We start from the raw sequence: 17,223 nt of genomic DNA on the forward strand, positions 1-17,223 counted from the left end.
GGTTTCGTATTAAATACGTCCGTAAATTGCGACATTAGGCGAAAAGCTGCTGGTAAAAGGCCAGCTCGGCGGCCAGTGCGGCCACCCGTGTCTCCGTGCGGCGAAAGCCGTGCGACTCGCCCTCGAACGCCAGATATGTGCACGGCACACCCCGCTCCGACAGCGCCTCCGCGAATGCCGCCGACTGCTCCGCCGGCACCACGGGGTCGTCGAGCCCCTGCAGGAGCAGCATCGGGCAGGTCACGCCGTCCACGAGGGCGAGCGGCTCCCGGCTCGCGTACACCTGCGGGTCCGCCGGCCCCACCAGCCACTCCATGTAGCGCGACTCGAAGTCGTGGGTGTGCGCGGCGAGCGGCGCGAGCGCGCTGACGCCGAAGTACGACACCCCACCGGCGAACACGTCTGACCGGCAGCAGGCCGCCATCACGGTCCACCCGCCCGCGCTGCCCCCGCGCACCGCGATCCTGCGGGGATCGGCCAGCCCCTCCGCGGCCAGCCACTCGGCGGCGGCGACCGTGTCCGCCACGTCGACCAGCCCCCACTGGCCCTTCAGCCGGTCGCGGTAAGCCCTGCCGTAGCCGGTCGAGCCGCCGTAGTTGACGTCGAGCACGCCGATGCCGCGCGAGGTCAGGAAAGCCTTCTCCAGGTCGAGCGCGGTGTCGGCGTGCGCGGTCGGCCCACCGTGCACGAAGATCACGAAAGGTGGCACGCCGTCGGTCGCGGGGCCGTACGGCGGGTAGAGGAAGGCCGGGACGGGCGACTCGACTGCTCTCGGCACGGGCAGGTAGGCCGGGTCGGGCAGGCGCGACTGATCGCCCCACAGCGAGCGGGACTCGCCGGACGCGGTGTCCACGCTGATGACCGACCGGGGGGTCGTGGGGGCGTACCCGATGCCGACCACTGACGTGCCCTCGGCGGCCAGCGCCGCGTCCCACCCGTCGTAGGGCACGTCGAGGTCGGTGAGCGTGCCGGAGACCGGGTCGAGCACGCCCAGCCGCAGATCGCCGCGCCCGTGCAGGACCGCGAGCCGCCCGTCGCCGAGCACGGTGTAGGGCAGCCCGCCCAGCCGCCACGGCGGCAGCGTGAACTCCTCCTCCGCGGAGTGGATCGCCCGCGGGCCGTCGCCGTGGAGGCCGACCTCGTAGAGATTCCACCAGCCGGAGCAGTCGGAGACCAGGTAGAGGCTGGAGTCGTCCTTCCAGGTGGGGGCCAGCACGGACTCCGCGAGGCCGCCCTTCACCGTCCACGAGCCGCCGCCCGCCAGCCGGGTGACGCGTAGCTCGGTGCCGTTCCAGGGCATGCGCGGGTGGTTCCAGCAGACGTAGGCCAGATGGCGCCCGTCGGGGGAGATGGCGGGGGAGGCGTAGAAGTCGCAGCCGGTGGCCCATTCGAGGATCTCGCCGCCGTCCAGCGGGATCGACACGATCGACCTGGTGACCTTGCCGTCGTCGTCGTGGCGCTCGCGCACGCACCAGACCTGGCCGTCGCGCACCGACAGGTCCGCGTAGCGGCCGCCCTCCTCCGTGAGGGGTTTCGGTTCGCCGTTATCGCGAAGAATGTACAGGCGCTGATCCTTGAGGTTGGCGAAGACCACCTCGCCCTCGGGGGTCACGGCGTACGGCCTGCCGCCGTACTCGTGGACCCTGGTGCGCGCGCTCCAGGGGGCCTGGAGCAGCTCGTGCCGGGTGCCATCGGCCGCGCGGCACACGATCGTGGTGCGCCCGCCCTCGTCGGGACGGTCCTCTGTCCACCAGACCCGGCCGTTCTGGGCCGTGGGCCAGCCGGGGCGCACGCTGGAGCCGGCCACGTCTCTGGTCGAAATGGGGGAGGGCCAGAAAGGCATACCCGCATCCTGCCGGAATATTGGCGACGGCGTGCGGCTGTCCCCACAGTTCAGGGGCACCCTTCCGGCTTCGGCAGATACGACGGCAGCTTGAGCCCCGTCTTGCCGAACCACTTGTGCAGCAGCCGCGTGGCCGTGCCGTCGTGCCACATGGCGGCGATCGCCTGGTTGACGGCCTCACAGGTGGCGGTGTCGCCCTTCTTGATCCCGACGCCCCATTTCTCCTCGGTGATGGGGTCGTTCAGCAGCCTGAAGCGGCCGGGGTCCTGCTGGGCGAACCCGGCCAGGAGCAGGTTCTCGGTGCTCACCGCGTCGAGCTCGTGCTCGGAGAGCTTGCGTACGCAGTCGGAGTAGTTGGCCGCGTCCACCAGCACCGCGGGCAGGTCCAGCTTGCCGTCGGGCGGCGGATCGACGATCCGCCGGTACGAGTTCGAGCCCTCCGCCAGGCAGAGCCGTTTGCCCCGCAGGTCGGTCACCTTCTTGATGCTGGTGTCGTTCGCGCGGACCAACGTGTCCTGCTGGACGATCACGTACGGGCCGCCGAACGTCACCTTGGGCCTGCGCGCCTCGGTGATGGTGTAGGAGGCGACGATGAGGTCCACGCTGCCGTTCTGGAGCAGCGCCTCCCGGGAGGAAGAGGGCGACTCCCGCCACGTGATGTCCACGTGGCGGCCGTGCCCGAGATAGCCGACGATGTATCGGGCGACGTCCACGTCGAACCCGTGCGGGGCGCCCGGTCCGGTCACCAGCCCCAGGCTCGGCTGGTCCCACTTGGTGCCGACCACGACATGTCCGGTGTTCCTGATCTTGCCTACGACGGTGGTATACGAGCCTCCGCCACCGCATGCGGCCAGGCCCATGACGATGGCGCCTGCCAACGCCACGTACGCCCGACGCATGGACACCCCCGGTCTCTTGCTATAGGCGAGTTTGCTCGCCCCGCGACCTGTTCGGGAACGGTCCATGGACGGTTCTTGGTCGAGTTATGGCACCTTCTTGGGGCTTGCCGCGATCGGTGGAACACGAACGGCGGCGGCACGCGTGTCCGCGCGCCGCCGCCGTTCGTTCCGCGGGTGAAGGGCCGTCACTCCAGCGTGGCGACGGTCTCCCGTCCAGGACCACCGCCGGCGGGACCCGTGCCGATCGCCGAGGGCGGCGTGATCGGTCCCGCTGCCGACTTGCGGCTGCGGCGGCTGCGGCGCTCGAGCCAGTTCGCGAGGTAGCTGAGAGCCAGGTTGATCAACACGTAGAACAGCGCCAGCACGATGGCGCTCGGGATGAGGTTGCCGTAGTTGACCGCGAACTGCTTCAGGCCGGCGTTCAGCAGGTCCTCGTAAGCGATGATCCAGCCGAGCGCGGTGTCCTTCAGCAGGACGACCATCTGGCTGACGATCGCCGGCATCATCGCCGTGGTCGCCTGCGGGACCAGCACCAGGCGCATCACCTCGGACTTGCGCAGCCCGATGGAGTAGGCGGCCTCGGACTGGCCCCTCGGCACGGCCAGGACGCCCGCGCGGAAGATCTCGGCGAGCACCGACCCGTTGTACAGCGTCAGGCCGATGACGACGGCCCAGAACGCCGGCACGCTGACCGTGTAGCCGCTCAATGTGGCCGGGCCGGCCTGCACGAAGTAGATGAGGATCAGCAGCGGGATGGCGCGGAAGAACTCCACGACGCCGCCGCAGAACAGGCGGACCGCCCGGTGGTCGGAGAGCCTGCCGAGGCCGAACACCACGCCGAAGAGCAGCGCGAGCACCGCCCCGACCACCGCGGCCTGCAGGGTGCCGATCAGGCCGGGGATGATGAACCCCGTCCACGTGTCGCCGCGCAGGAACGGCTCCCACTTGGCCGCGTCGAGCTGCCCCTTCTCGCCCAGCGTGGAGATCACCACGTACGCGATGAGCAGCAGGACCACGACGGACAGCAGCGTCAGGACGTTGTTGCGCAGCCGCGCGCGCGGCCCGGGGGCGTCGAACAGAACGCTGGTCATCGGGCCACCGCCAGTCGCTTGGCCAGCCAGCCGAAGAAGAAGCCGGTGGGGAGGGTCAGCACCATGTAACCGAAGGCGAAGCCGAGGAAGATGGGGATCGTGCCGCCGAAGTCGTCGAACATCTGCTTCATCTGGGCCGCCGCGTCGAGATAGCTCGCCACGGTGACGATCGTGGTGTTCTTGGTGAGGGCGATCAGGAGGCTGCCCAGCGGGGCGATGACCGACCGGAACGCCTGCGGCAGCACGATCAGCCGCAGCGACTGGACGAACGTCAGCCCGATGGCCCTGGCCGCCTCCGCCTGGCCCACGGAGACCGTGTTGATGCCGGAACGCAGCGCCTCGCACACGAACGCCGCGGTGTACGCCGACAGACCGGCCACCGCCCACCAGAAGTAGTTGGTGGCGGGCTGGTCGGAGAAGGTGAGCTGCATCGTGTCGCTGAGCCCCAGCGCGCAGAGGATCAGCACCAGGGTCAGCGGGGTGTTGCGGACGACGTTGACGTAGGCGGTGCCGGCCCAGCGCAGCACCGGGGTGGGAGCCACGCGCATGGAGACCAGGATGGTGCCCAGGATGAGCGCGAAGAACCCGCTCGTGAGCGTCAGCCGGATCGTCGCCCAGAAGCCCAGGAGGATCTTGTCGAACTCCTGTACCAGCGGGGAGAAGTCAAATAGGGAAGAGGTGTCCATGACATTCCTCGTCGAGAGTGCTCAGCGGCGAGCCTGAGCGGCTCAGGCTCGCCACCGAGCGATCGGGCCCGGACGAAAGATCAGGAGCAGCCCTCAGCGGGCGGCGCCGAGGTCTCGACCTTCAGGCCAGTGCCGGCGAAGTGCTTGTCCAGCAGCTTGGCCGCGGTGCCGTCGGACCACATCTGGGCCACGATCTTGTTGATCTCGTTGCAGGTCTCGACATCGCCCTTCTTCAGGCCGATGCCGTACTTCTCGTCCGTGAACGGAGCGCCCGCCACCTTCACGCCGGTGCCCTCGCGCTTGGCGAAGCCGGCGAGGATCGTGTCGTCGGTGGTCACGACGTCGACCGCCTTGGTCTTGAGCTTCTGGATGCACTCGTCGTAGCCGCCGGCGGGCACCAGGGTCGCCTCGACCTTGAGGTTCTGCTTGTTGGTGCCCTCGGTGATGTTCTTCCACGAGTTGGAGCCGCTGACCTGGCAGACCTTCTTGCCCTTGAGGGTGTCGAGGCTCGTGATCGAGCTGTCGTCGGCCCGGATGAGCGAGTCCTGGTGCGCCAGGTAGTAGGGACCCGCGAAGGTCACCTGCGGCTTACGCGCGTCGGTGATCGAGTAGGTCGCGATCACCAGGTCGACCTGGCCCTGCTTCAGGAAGCTCTCCCGGTTGGCGGAACGGGCCTCCTTGAACTCGATCCCGCTCTCGGGCACGCCCAGCTTGCCGGCGATGTATTTCGCGACGTCCACGTCGAAACCCTCGACCGTGCCGTCGGGCTTCTTCAGGCCCAGACCCGGCTGGTCGTACTTCACGCCGACGACGAGCTTCTTCTCGTCCTTGACCTTCTGCAACACGGTGGTCGCTCCGCCGCCGCCGCAGGCGGCGAGGCCGGCGATCATGGCACCGGCGGCGACGAGGGCTGCGCCCATGCGACGGATATGCATCGTCCTACCTCGGCTCTCTCAATGCGTCAGAATCTTAGAAAGGAAATCCTTGGCCCTGTCGGTCTGGGGAGATCCGAAGAAGGCGTCCGGGGTGTTCTCCTCCACGATCTGGCCGTCGGCCATGAACACGACCCTGTTGGCGGCCCGCCGGGCGAAGCCCATCTCGTGGGTGACGACCATCATGGTCATCCCGTCGCGGGCCAGCCCGATCATGACGTCCAGGACCTCCTGCACCATCTCGGGGTCCAGGGCCGACGTCGGCTCGTCGAAGAGGATCATCTTGGGTTCCATCGCCAGTGCTCTGGCGATCGCGACCCGCTGCTGCTGACCGCCCGACAGTTGCGCGGGATATTTGTCCGCCTGCGCCGCGATGCCGACCCGCTCGAGCAATTCCATGGCCCGCTTGTCGGCGGTGTCGCGCGCCTGGCCGCGCACCTTGACGGGGCCGAGCGTCACATTTTCCCGAATGGTCTTGTGAGCGAAGAGATTGAACGACTGGAACACCATGCCGACATCGGCACGAAGTTTTGCCAGGCCTTTGCCTTCTTGGGGCAGCGGCTGGCCGTCGAAAACGATGCTCCCGCCGTCGATGGTCTCCAGCCGGTTGACGGCCCGGCAGAGCGTGGACTTGCCTCCGCCCGAAGGACCGATAACGACCAGTACCTCGCCGCGGGAGACGGTCAGGTTTATGTCCTTCAGGACGTGCAGCGCCCCAAAGTGTTTGTTGACGTTCTCCAACCGTACGAGTGGAGCGCCGTTACCGTTCTCCGTCATGCGTCAAACCGTAGACGGTCTGCGGAGTGCAGGTCACTAACTAAGCGGTACCGATCCGATCACATCATGCCACCAAGCTGGCCTTTTGGATCGGTACGGACCTTGCCAAGCCTCACAGCGACTACCCTTGAACGTGCGATGACTGTGACCCAGGACGGCGCCCGCACATACGAAGTGCGCACATACGGGTGCCAGATGAACGTGCACGACTCCGAGCGCCTGTCCGGACTGCTGGAGGACGCCGGCTACGTGCCCGCCCCCGACGGTGAGACCGCCGACGTGGTCGTGTTCAACACGTGCGCCGTGCGGGAGAACGCCGACAACCGCCTCTACGGCAACCTCGGCCACCTCAGGCCCGCCAAGACCCGCAACCCGCACATGCAGATCGCGGTGGGCGGCTGCCTGGCGCAGAAGGACCAGGGCGAGATCGTCCGCAAGGCGCCGTGGGTCGACGTGGTGTTCGGCACCCACAACATCGGCTCGCTGCCGGTGCTGCTCGAGCGGGCCCGCATCGAGGGCGAGGCGCAGGTCGAGCTGAAGGAGTCGCTCGAGGTCTTCCCCTCGACGCTGCCCACCAAGCGCGAGTCGGCCTATGCCGCCTGGGTGTCCATCTCGGTCGGCTGCAACAACACGTGCACGTTCTGCATCGTGCCGTCGCTGCGCGGCAAGGAGAAGGACCGGCGCCCCGGCGACATCCTCGCCGAGGTCCAGACCCTGGTCGACCAGGGTGTGCTGGAGGTGACGCTCCTCGGCCAGAACGTCAACACGTACGGCGTGGAGTTCGGCGACCGCCTGGCCTTCGGCAAGCTGCTGCGCTCGTGCGGCTCGATCGACGGCTTGGAGCGGGTCCGCTTCACCTCGCCCCACCCCGCCGCCTTCACGGACGACGTGATCGCGGCCATGGCCGAGACCCCCAACGTCATGCACCAGCTCCACATGCCGCTGCAGTCGGGCTCGTCGCGGGTGCTGCGCGCGATGCGCCGCTCGTACCGTGCGGAGCGCTACCTCGGCATCATCGAGCGGGTGCGCGCCGCCATGCCGGACGCGGCCATCTCGACCGACATCATCGTCGGCTTCCCGGGGGAGACGGAGGAGGACTTCCAGGCCACCCTCGACGTGGTCCGCGAGAGCCGCTTCGCCAACGCCTTCACCTTCCAGTACTCCATCCGCCCCGGCACCCCGGCGGCCACCATGCCCGACCAGATCCCCAAGGAGGTCGTGCAGGAGCGCTACGAGCGGTTGGTGGCGCTGCAGGAGGAGATCTCCTGGGAGGAGAACAAGAAGCAGGTGGGGCGCACGCTCGAGGTCCTGGTGGCCGAGGGCGAGGGCCGTAAGGACGACGCCACCCACCGCCTTTCGGGCCGGGCGGCCGACAACCGCCTGGTGCACTTCACCACGGGCGCCGAGACGCCCCGGCCGGGTGACATGGTGACGGTCGAGGTGACGTACGCGGCCCCGCACCACCTGGTGGCGGACGGGCCGGTCAAGGGTCTCCGGCGCACGAGGGCCGGCGACGCCTGGGAGTCGCGCCAGTCCGGCTCCACGCCGTCCTCGGGTGTCCTGCTGGGCATGCCGACCATCGGCCGGCCCGCTCCTACCCCCGCCGCCTCTTCCGGAGCCTGCTCGGCCCACTGACGCCTCCTGCACGGCCTTGAGAACGGGCTTCGGACGCCGCGCGTGACGTGCGGTTCCTGCGGCGTCAGCGGGTGAGGCGGTCCAGGTAGGCGTAGCACGGATTGCGGCGGAAGTCGTGGAACGTGGCGCAGGGATCCGCGACAGGCCTGCTCGAAATCGATGGAGGCGGGTCAGCGGGCCGGTCCGGCTCCGAAGCCGACCGCGCTTGGGGAGGCACCGGGGGAGCGGGCGAGACCTTCGGCTGAGGAGCGGCCGGGCTGGACCGGGGAGGTGGCTGCGGAGCCGCCGATCGTTGAGGCCGTGGCCGCGTCGGCACGGGCGGCGATGGCACGGTGCCGGATGCGGGAGGTCCCGTCGTGGACGCCAAGGGATCCGTAAGAACCAAGGGCCCGGTGACAGGCGCCAGAGACGGCCCCGAGGTGAGGGACGGGCTGACGGAGATCGCCTGCCCCGGCGGCGGGACGGCCTGGACCCACGAGGGCGGCAGGAGCTCGGAGGCGCCGTCTTGGAACGATCCATCCGACGGCGAGACGGAAAGAGCCGGAGCCGCTGTGACGTACGAGAAATCCGGCCTTGGGGAAAGATCGCTTTTCCGATCGAATTCCGATGAGCTTTGCGGTGTCGTCTCCTGAGCGTTTGTGAATGCCAGGAATATGCCGATGATCGCTATGGCGAGCACTCCCGCGACTCCGGCGACGGGTGCGAGGCTGGCGCGACGACCTGCGTAAATGGATCTAGAGGGGGACAAGTCGTGATTCCTTTGTGATTGGTGTGCGAGCATTCACCCTGTGCGGCTATTGTGGTCCATCACCCGCGGAAGCCGGCGAGCTTTCCCGATACGACCGCAGGGAGCTGCACCCACCATGCAAGATCCGATCGAGCCGGATCGTCCCGAGATCCTGGCCGGGCCCGGAGACACCCGCCTGGCTGCCAGGGCCACGGCCCCGACCGGCAAACCCCCGAAGAACACGAAGAAGATCGTCGTCATAGCCGCTTCAGTGCTCGTCGCCGTGCTCGCAGCAGGCGGTATCGGCTACAAGCTGGCCGGGAGCCCCGGCGAGACCCCGCAAACGGGCGCCGGCCGGCCCGCGCCTTCCCAGAGTGTCGGGGGGAACGAGGACCTCGGGGGCGACGACAGCACCACGGGTGACGCCACCACCGACACCCCTGTCGGCAATCCGTCCACGGACGCCTCGGACGACGGCTCCACGGGGGACACCACGTCAGACCTGGGCTCGGGCGGCGACCCGGCCGCCGACACGGGCACGAACCCCTCCCGCGGCGCGGCCAAGACCAACGACGGCAAGACACCCTCGACGACGTCCCCCACCAAGGCGCCGCAGTCATCCGAGGGCGACAACCCCGCGGACGGCCCGGCAGGCGAGCTGAGCGGCCAGTGCGCGAAGAGCGGCTGCTGAACGCGAGCGACCGCCGCCCCTCCGGCCGCGGCTGAGCGCCGTCGAGCCGCCCGGCCCTCCGGCCGTGCTGAGCACGGGCGTGCCTCCGGTACTCCGGCTGCGCTGAGCGCGGGTGAACCTCCTGCGCTCCGGCTGCGCTGAGCGCGGCTCCTGACCGGTCGTCGGCGTCCTCGCGCCCGGCCGAGGGCCGCACGAGGCGACGGGGCGTGACCGGGGGAAGTGGCTTGGCGTTTATCGGTGGTATTGGACCTACGGCAGGAGCCACCGCACTCCGTAGGGTCTCCGTATGACGACTGACAAAGCCGGGGTCCTACGGGCGCTGCACGTGCCGGGAAACCCCCTGATCCTGCCCAACGTGTGGGACGCCGCCTCCGCCCGTGCCGTAGGGGAAGCGGGGTTCCCGGCCGTCGCCACCGGCAGTGCCGCCGTGTCCCAGGTGCTGGGGTACGAGGACGGCGAGGGAACGCCGGTCGGCGAGATGATGGCGGCGATCGCCCGCATCGTCAGGGTCGTGGACGTACCGGTCACCGCCGACATCGAGCGCGGCTACGGCCTCAAGCCGGCCGAGCTGGTCGAACGCCTGGCCGCCACCGGAGCCGTGGGCTGCAACATCGAGGACTCCACCGCCGGCACGCTGGTCGACCCCGGCGAGCAGGCGGACTTCCTGGCGGAGATGCGGTCCGCGGCGGGCCACGGGCTGGTGATCAACGCCAGAGTCGACGTCTACCTCCGCGGCCGGCCCTCCCGCGAGGAGGCGGTGGCGCGCGGGCGGCGGTACCTGGAGGCGGGGGCCGACTGCGTCTACCCGATCGGGCTGGGGGACGAGGACGAGATCAAGGCACTGGTGAGCGAGGTGGGCGGGCCCGTCAACATATTCTTCAGAAGCGGGCTTCCGGCATTCGAGAGGCTGGGCGAGCTGGGAGTGGCCAGGATCAGCTTCGGGGGCGGGCTGCACCGGGCCACCCACGTCTACACCCAGAGCCTGATCGAGAAGGTCAAGGCAGGTCGCAGCCCGTACTGACCTGGGCGCCGCGTACGCTTGCCCCCGTGCTTGTCGCCGCGGCCGTCTGCCCGCCCACTCCGCTCATCGTGCTCCAGCTGGACGACCTCCGCGCCGCCTGCCACGACGCCATCGCGGCGCTCCGTGACGCCCGTCCCGACGTGCTGATCGTGGTGGGCGGGGCGGAGAGCACGAGCACGTACGGCGGCCAGACGGCGGGCACCCTGCGCCCGTGGGGGATGGACGTCACGGTGGGCCACGGCGAGCCCGTGCTCCCGCTCTCCTTGACCGTCGGCCGCTGGCTCCTGGGTGGTCGGGCCCCCGACGGTTTCCGGTCCGTCGCCCTCGACGCAACAAGCGCTGAATGCCGGATATTGGGCGAAGAACTAGGAAAATCCGCGGAAAAGGTGGCGCTGCTGGTCATGGCCGACGGCTCCGCCTGCCTCAGCCCACGCGCCCCGGGCAAGTACGACGACGCGGCGGAGCCGTACAACGACCTGATCGCGAACGCCATCGCCCACGCCGACCCCGGCGCCCTCGCCACCCTCGACCCCGCGCAGGCGGAGAGGCTGTGGGTGAGCGGGCGGGCCGCCCTCCAGGTGCTGGCCGGTGCGGCAGGCAGCCGCGGGTTCGAGGGTCGCCTGCTCATGGAGACGGCCCCCTACGGCGTGGGCTACTTCGCCGGCTTGTGGTCCTGACGCCGCGGCACCGGGATCTTCATCAGGTCGCGGGCAAGCACGACCTCGCCGTCGAAGTGCCGCCGGACCTCGGCCACGAAGGCGGGCTCGGCGTCGAACCCGTACCGCTCGGAGAAGTGCGTCAGCACCAGCCTGCGCACTCCCGCGTCGGCCGCCACCAGCCCCGCCTCGAACGCCGTCAGATGCCCGTACTCCTTGGCCAGCGCGCTCTCCGACGACAGGAACGTGGACTCGATCACCAGCAGGTCCACCCCCGAGGCCAGCTCGAACACGGTGTCGCAGAGCCGCGTGTCCATGACGAACGCCACGCTCTGCCCAGGTTTCGGCACGCTGCACCGGTCGAGCGTGATCCCGCGCACGGAGCCGGTGCGCTGGAGCTCGCCGATCTCGGGGCCGCGGATGCCGTAGGCGGCCAGCTTGTCGGGCAGCATGCGGCGGCCGTCCGGCTCCTGGACGCGGTAACCGTACGACTCGATGGGATGGGACAGGCGGCGCGCGGTCAGCGGGCCGACGGTGGCCAGGCCGCCGGAGAGAGCGTGCTCGGAGATCACCGAGGTGTCGGCGAACGCGGCGGCGTGGCGGAGCCTGCGCCAGTACGTCTGGCCCGAGGCCGGGAAGACGGCGCGCACCGGGTGCCTGACCTTGTCGCGGGCGATGCGCTGCACGACCCCGGGCACGCCCAGGCAGTGGTCGCCGTGGAAGTGCGTCAGGCAGATCCAGTGCACGTCGTGCGCGCTCACACCGGCGTGCAGCATCTGGCGCTGTGTGCCCTCGCCGGGGTCGAAAAGGTAGCCTTGTCCGTCCCAACGCAGAAGGTACCCGTTGTGGTTACGGTGTCGGGTAGGGACCGCGCTGGAGGTGCCCAGCACCACCAACTCACGTGAGGACATGATGACCACAGTCGCGTTCGCCGAGGTGCCGACGCCGGTCGGGCCGTTCGTGCTGGCCGTCACCGAGGTCGGTCTCGTCGCGTCGGGCTGGGGGACCCGCCCACAGGTGAACGACCGCCTCGGTCTGGCTGAAGTCCATGATTCGGATCGTACGGCCTTCGCGGTCGCCGAGCTGAATGCTTATTTCGCCGGCGATCTGAAGACCTTTGAGACACCGGTGGACTGGCGGCTGATGTCCGGCTCGCGGCTGCGGGTGCTGCAGGCCCTTCACAAGATCCCGTACGGCACCGCGGTCACCTACGGAGAGCTGGCCACGCGCAGCGGCTCCAGCGTGCCCGCCCGCGGCATCGGCTCGATCATGGGCTCCAACCCGATCCCGATCGTCGTGCCCTGCCACCGCGTGATCGCGGGCAACGGGCTCGGCGGGTTCAGCGGCGGCGAGGGCGTGGAGACCAAGCGCTGGCTGCTGACCCACGAGGGGTACCTGCAACCGACACTGCTGGATCTCTAGCAGACTTGTCGGTGTGCGCCAGCAGCCAGTCATCGCCGTCGTAGGTCCCACCGCGGCCGGGAAGTCCGATCTCGCCGTCGACATCGCGCTGCGGTTGGGCGGCGAATGCGTCAACGCCGACTCCATGCAGCTCTACCGGGGGATGGACATCGGCACGGCCAAGCTCACCCCGGACGAGCAGCGCGGGATCCCGCACCACCTGCTGGACGTCTGGGACGTCACGGTCACGGCCAGCGTGGCCGAGTACCAGAAGCTGGCCAGGGCGGTCATCGACTCCGTCGAGGTGCCCGTGCTGGTCGGCGGCAGCGGCCTGTACGTGCGCGCGGCCATCGACGAGCTGGAGTTCCCCGGCACCGACCCCGAGATCAGGGCCAGGCTGGAGGGCGAGCTGGCCGAGCGCGGCCCCGCCCCGCTCTACGAGCGCCTGCGCGAGCAGGACCCGGCGGCCGCGGCGGCCATCCTGCCGAGCAACGGCCGCCGCATCGTCCGCGCGCTGGAGGTGATCGAGCACACGGGACGCCCGTTCTCGGCCACCATGCCCAGCTACGACGCCGTCTATCCGAGCGTGCAGATCGGCCTCGACGTGCCCAGGCCTGAGCTGGACGAGCGGATCGCGGTCAGGGTCGAGCGCATGTGGCAGGCGGGCCTGGTCGAGGAGGTGCGGAGCCTGCTCGGGCACGGCCTGGCCGAGGGCCGCACGGCGAGCCGCGCCCTTGGATACGCCCAGGTCGTCCGCTTCCTGGAGGGGGAGTGGAGGGAGGAGCAGGCGATCGAGGAGACCGTCAGGGCGACCAGGCGCTTCGCCCGCCGCCAGGAGTCGTGGTTCCGGCGCGACCCCAGGGTGCGCTGGCTCCCATACGATGCCCCTGACCTGCTTGAGCAGTCCCTGGCGCTAATCTCCGCAAACCCGTTCGCATAAACTTTTAAGATGCGGTTTCTCAAGGGGCACGGCACCGAGAACGATTTCATCATCCTTCCTGACCCTGGCGGAGAGGCGGGCGTGACAGCCTCGCTCGTCGCCAAGATCTGTGACAGGAGAGCCGGCATAGGGGCTGACGGCGTGCTGGTGGTGACGCGCACCAAGGAGAGCCATGAGGTGATCGAGCACGCCGCCGTGGCCGAGTGGTTCATGGACTATCGCAACGCCGACGGCGGCGTGGCCGAGATGTGCGGCAACGGCGTGCGCGTGTTCGCCCGCTACCTGATCGACGCGGGGCTGGAGCAGGCGAGCGAGTTCGGGGTGGCCACCAGGGGCGGCGTACGCAAGGTCCGCGTCGAGCCCAACGGCGACATCACCGTCGACATGGGCAAGCCCGTCGTGTACGGCGAGAGCCTGGTGACGGTCGGCGCGCAGGAATACAGGGGGCTGCACGTCAGCATGGGCAACCCCCACCTCGCCTGCGCCATCGGCGACCCCGTCGTCCAGCTCGACCTCACCCACCAGCCGGGTTTCGACACCGGCGTCTTCCCCACCGGCGTCAACGTCGAGCTGTTCAACCCCGTCGGCACCAGCCGCGCCGTCATGCGCGTCTACGAGCGCGGCGCCGGCGAGACCCGCTCATGCGGCACCGGCGCGGTGGCCACGGCCGTCGCCGCCGCGGCCCTGTCGGGCGACACCACCGGCACCTGGACGGTCGAGGTGCCGGGCGGCACGCTGACCGTCATCCTCGAAGAGGACACGAGCTACCTTTCCGGCCCCGCGGTCATCGTGGCCAGCGGTGAGTTGATGCTTGCAGAATGATGTTCTCCTGAGGAATGCTGAGTCCACTCCACGAACTGAGGGGGTGGGCCATGGCAGACCCGCGCACCACGGCGGCACAGGTCAAGGGGCCGATCGGCGAGTTCGGCGGCGGCTTCATGATCTCCAGGGAGGCCAAGGCCGTCTGCGAGGAGTACGGGGTCGGTCCCCGTGAGCTCTACTTCAGAGGCCGCTGCGGCGTGCTCGGCGAATGCGACGCCGACGTCGTCAATTCGGTCGTCGTCTTCTTCCCGCCGCGACACGTCGAGGAGAGCTGGAACGGCGGCCGCAAACTCGCCGCCCAGCAGGCCGTCGAGCTGTACGCCGAGGTCTGCAGGGCCTGGGGCCGGCGCAAGCTGGGCGGCTACGACGGCTGCTCCAGGATCGCCGAGCTGCTCCAGCCGGTCGTCGAGCAGGCCTCGCCCATAGGCGCGCCGCTGTTCGCCGGGTGGCGGGCCGTGCCGCTGGCCGACGATCCGCCCGCGCGGGCCGCGCAGCTCATGCACGTCGTACGCGAGCTGCGCGGCGGCCTGCACGCCAACGCGGTGATCGCGGCAGGCCTGCACCCGCTGGAGGCCACGCTCGCGACCAGCCACGACGCGACCCCGTTCGGACCGGCGGCGGGGGAGATGATCGCAAAGTTCTTCCAATGGCCGGAGCCGTACGCCACGCCCGGCCCGGACGTCGTCGCGCGGCGCGCGGCGGTGGAGGAGACGACCGACGAGCTGATGGCACCGGTGTTTTCGGTCCTCGACGACAGCGAATCGGACGAGCTGATCGGGCTTCTGCGTTTTGGGCACGGTCGTTGACCTGGCAGACTGGCTGCCCATGGACGTGGACATCTGGGCCTGGGTCGGCGAAACCCAGCAGCAGCTTTCTGAGGCGGGCAACGTCGGCCTCGCCATGGCGCTGGGAGACCTCCCCGCACAGGCCTATGAGGGCCGATATCCGCAGCTCGACGTCATGGCCCCCGCGATCGCGCAGCAGGCGGAGGCCCTGGAGCTGCCCTGGCTCGAGTTCTACGCCCGCTACTGGCATCTGGTCGGCCGCATCGGCGACCGGGCGCAGGGCGCGGTCGCCGTGGACGACGCACAGCAGCTGCTGACGTTCGCCCAGCGCGAAGACGTCCGCGAGTGCCCGGCCTTCCCGGCGGCCGTCGAGGCGCTGGCCATCACGTGGGCCAACACCGACGGTCCCGGCTACGCGAGCGAGCGCCTGGAGACGCTGGGGACGCACATCGAGGGCCTGAGCCCGGAGAAGCCCGCCTTCACGGGCCTCGTCACGCAGTACGTCGCCGCGCTCATCGACGCGGGCCAGCCGGACGAGGCCGTGACCTACGCCGAGTCCGCCGTCGAGCGGCTGCGGGTCGCGGGCCGCGAGGCGAGCTGGGAGCTCGGCGCCGAGAGCGCGCGTGCGCTGCTCGCCGCGGGCCGAGCCGAGGACGCGCTCAACGCGCTGCAGGCCGCGGCCGAGTTCGCGCCGGACGACCCGGTTGCCAAGGAGCACCGCGACGGCGTTCGGCGGGCCCTGATCCTCGCCACGCTGGGCCGCACCGCCGAGGCCGTGGACGCGCTGCCCGACCTCGACGTGGTGGGCGAGCACCCGCGCGTGTTCGTCGAGTGGTCGCAGGCGGTCGCCAAGCTGGCCGGCTCCGCCCAGATCGCCAACACCTGGCAGCTCGGCCGCGTGCTGCGCCAGTGGATGGACTACTTCGGCATGATGGGCGGCTACCGCGCCCGCGTCGAGCTCGCGCTGGTGGCGGGCGACCTGGCCGTCGCCAGGCAGGGCGTGTGGCAGGCCAGGCTCCTCGCCGACCTGGCCGAGTCCGGCGCCGCCGAGCTGCGCGAGAGCGAGGGCATCGCCGAACGCGTGGCCGCATTGCGCGCCGCCGCCGACGCCGCCTCGGAGCCCGAGGCCCCCGGGCCGCTCGACGAGCGCGTCGGCCTCTTCGACGCCGCCGACGGCTTCAACGCCGACCCGGAGAAGTGGGTGGGCTGGCTCGCGCCGCTGTCCGGCGAGGACCTGGAGGCCACCCGCCGCCACACGACCACCCTCGGCTTCCTCGGCTTCCCGTCCACCGGCGCCGACATCTACTGGAAGATGCTGGTCGACACCGGCGACATCGCCACCGCCGACGCCGACGACGTGGCCTACCTCACCACGCTGCTCGTCGAGGCCCGCCAGGACGAGCGGCTCGAGCAGATGGCCGCGCTGCTGCCGCACGCCGCTCAATACCTCGCGCTGGCCAGGCTGCACAGCGCGCGCGAGCGCTGGCCGGAGACGCTCGACGCGGGCGAGCACGCCGTCGCCGCCGGGGCCGGGCTCGACGCCCGCCGCCTGCTGTCCGGCGCCGCCCAGCAGCTCGACGAGAACGCCAGGGCCGCGCAGGTGCTGCTGGAGGTGCTCGACGAGCTCGCCGACGAGGACGTCTGGCGCATGATCGTCATGGCCACCTCGGCGGAGGACTGGGAGACCGTACGCAAGGGCGCGGCCAAGATCGGCATGCCGATCAAGTCCAAGGAGGGCCCGATCGAGGAGGAGATGGGCCTCATCAGGCTCATCCTCCCGGCGCCGGACGGCGGCCAGCGCCAGGTGCTGTCGATCCGCACCGGCCCCGCCAGCGCCAGGCTGGCCCTGCCGCAGCCGCGCGGCATGGACTACAACGCCGGCGACCTGGTGGTCTTCGACCCGCAGCTGCTGGAGCCGGTCCCCGACGACCCCCAGGAGCAGCAGAACTTCGTGCCGCCGTTCGCCGCGGTGCGCATCCTGCGGCCCGGCGGCTACACCAGCTACTTCTTCGACGGCGCCGCGCCGAGCGAGGAGGACTGGGCGGAGTTCACCGAGGTCATGGCCGAGCGTGGCTGGCCGATGTGGGTCTACAGCGACGAAAACTACACCGTCACCCACCCGTCGACGGGCGAGTCGCTGCCCGGCGTCTTCGGCTGGGTCGCGGTGCCGCCGGACGTGTCGGCGGCCGAGGTCGACGCGCTCCTCGACGACGCCACCGAGCGGTGGGTGCATCCGCTGGCCTGGCTCGACCTGGCCCGCGAGATCGACGTCGAGGTGGAGCGGCACGAGCGGATCGTCAAGGAATACGGGCTGTAG

General features: G+C 70.0%; 16 protein-coding genes. 9 read left to right on the forward strand and 7 right to left on the reverse strand.

All coding sequences use genetic code 11. From position 1 onward, the window contains the following. Positions 1-34 precede the first annotated feature (34 nt). The 6 genes from ACQPWU_RS13330 to ACQPWU_RS13355 form a co-directional block, all read right to left on the reverse strand. Positions 35-1,843, reverse strand: a complete 1,809-nt coding sequence (locus ACQPWU_RS13330; protein ID WP_433439715.1) for a S9 family peptidase — start codon at positions 1,841-1,843, stop codon at positions 35-37. 50 nt (positions 1,844-1,893) lie between these two features. Then, entirely contained in the window at positions 1,894-2,742 is an 849-nt protein-coding gene (locus ACQPWU_RS13335; protein WP_433445202.1) for a glutamate ABC transporter substrate-binding protein, read from the reverse strand. A gap of 185 nt (positions 2,743-2,927) precedes the next feature. Continuing rightward, positions 2,928-3,833: an amino acid ABC transporter permease gene (locus ACQPWU_RS13340; protein ID WP_433439717.1), complete on the reverse strand. Its 906-nt coding sequence runs from the start codon at positions 3,831-3,833 to the stop codon at positions 2,928-2,930. Continuing rightward, complete coding sequence (locus ACQPWU_RS13345; RefSeq protein WP_433439719.1) at positions 3,830-4,519, reverse strand: amino acid ABC transporter permease; 690 nt, start codon at positions 4,517-4,519, stop codon at positions 3,830-3,832. Before ACQPWU_RS13345 ends, ACQPWU_RS13340 begins: the two co-directional genes overlap by 4 nt. 80 nt (positions 4,520-4,599) lie before the next feature. Continuing rightward, the gene (locus ACQPWU_RS13350; protein WP_360691743.1) at positions 4,600-5,454 is read right to left on the reverse strand and encodes a glutamate ABC transporter substrate-binding protein; all 855 of its coding nucleotides are present in this window, start codon (positions 5,452-5,454) and stop codon (positions 4,600-4,602) included. An 18-nt stretch (positions 5,455-5,472) separates the two neighbouring features. After that, positions 5,473-6,228 (reverse strand): amino acid ABC transporter ATP-binding protein, encoded by a 756-nt coding sequence (locus tag ACQPWU_RS13355; RefSeq protein WP_433439722.1) that lies wholly within the window; start codon positions 6,226-6,228, stop codon positions 5,473-5,475. A 138-nt stretch (positions 6,229-6,366) separates the two neighbouring features. Here ACQPWU_RS13355 and miaB point away from each other — a divergent pair, with 138 nt between their 5' ends. From miaB to ACQPWU_RS13375, 4 genes are all read left to right on the forward strand, one after another. After that, a complete protein-coding gene (gene miaB, locus ACQPWU_RS13360) occupies positions 6,367-7,863 on the forward strand; it encodes a tRNA (N6-isopentenyl adenosine(37)-C2)-methylthiotransferase MiaB (RefSeq protein WP_433439724.1) in 1,497 nt (498 codons plus the stop codon). An 863-nt stretch (positions 7,864-8,726) separates the two neighbouring features. Next, complete coding sequence (locus ACQPWU_RS13365) at positions 8,727-9,281, forward strand: hypothetical protein (protein ID WP_433439726.1); 555 nt, start codon at positions 8,727-8,729, stop codon at positions 9,279-9,281. A gap of 286 nt (positions 9,282-9,567) precedes the next feature. Continuing rightward, the gene (locus ACQPWU_RS13370; RefSeq protein ID WP_433439728.1) at positions 9,568-10,302 is read left to right on the forward strand and encodes an isocitrate lyase/PEP mutase family protein; all 735 of its coding nucleotides are present in this window, start codon (positions 9,568-9,570) and stop codon (positions 10,300-10,302) included. Between the two features lie 26 nt (positions 10,303-10,328). Continuing rightward, positions 10,329-10,979 carry a hypothetical protein gene (locus ACQPWU_RS13375; RefSeq protein WP_433439730.1) on the forward strand — a complete coding sequence of 217 codons (651 nt, stop codon included), beginning with the start codon at positions 10,329-10,331 and terminating at the stop codon, positions 10,977-10,979. On the opposite strand, the gene ACQPWU_RS13380 is transcribed toward ACQPWU_RS13375, so the two are convergent. Beyond that, the gene (locus tag ACQPWU_RS13380; RefSeq protein WP_433439732.1) at positions 10,955-11,869 is read right to left on the reverse strand and encodes a ribonuclease Z; all 915 of its coding nucleotides are present in this window, start codon (positions 11,867-11,869) and stop codon (positions 10,955-10,957) included. The two genes, ACQPWU_RS13375 and ACQPWU_RS13380, sit on opposite strands and share 25 nt — an antisense overlap. On the opposite strand from ACQPWU_RS13380, the gene ACQPWU_RS13385 reads away from it, so the two are divergent. Genes ACQPWU_RS13385 through ACQPWU_RS13405 form a run of 5 tightly spaced genes read left to right on the forward strand, consistent with a single transcriptional unit; the run spans position 11,868 to position 17,223 of the window. Next, positions 11,868-12,380, forward strand: coding sequence for a methylated-DNA--[protein]-cysteine S-methyltransferase (locus ACQPWU_RS13385; RefSeq protein ID WP_433439734.1), 513 nt, complete (start codon positions 11,868-11,870; stop codon positions 12,378-12,380). The two genes, ACQPWU_RS13380 and ACQPWU_RS13385, sit on opposite strands and share 2 nt — an antisense overlap. A gap of 13 nt (positions 12,381-12,393) precedes the next feature. Beyond that, positions 12,394-13,299: a tRNA (adenosine(37)-N6)-dimethylallyltransferase MiaA gene (gene miaA / locus ACQPWU_RS13390; protein ID WP_433439736.1), complete on the forward strand. Its 906-nt coding sequence runs from the start codon at positions 12,394-12,396 to the stop codon at positions 13,297-13,299. A gap of 9 nt (positions 13,300-13,308) precedes the next feature. Then, positions 13,309-14,121, forward strand: coding sequence for a diaminopimelate epimerase (dapF, locus tag ACQPWU_RS13395; RefSeq protein ID WP_433439738.1), 813 nt, complete (start codon positions 13,309-13,311; stop codon positions 14,119-14,121). A 50-nt stretch (positions 14,122-14,171) separates the two neighbouring features. Beyond that, positions 14,172-14,927 carry an SCO6745 family protein gene (locus ACQPWU_RS13400; protein WP_433439739.1) on the forward strand — a complete coding sequence of 252 codons (756 nt, stop codon included), beginning with the start codon at positions 14,172-14,174 and terminating at the stop codon, positions 14,925-14,927. Positions 14,928-14,946: 19 nt separating this feature from the next. Further along, positions 14,947-17,223, forward strand: coding sequence for a tetratricopeptide repeat protein (locus tag ACQPWU_RS13405; RefSeq protein ID WP_433439741.1), 2,277 nt, complete (start codon positions 14,947-14,949; stop codon positions 17,221-17,223).

Origin of the sequence: Nonomuraea sp. CA-141351 (assembly GCF_050944675.1) — a bacterium.
Lineage (GTDB): Bacteria > Actinomycetota > Actinomycetes > Streptosporangiales > Streptosporangiaceae > Nonomuraea.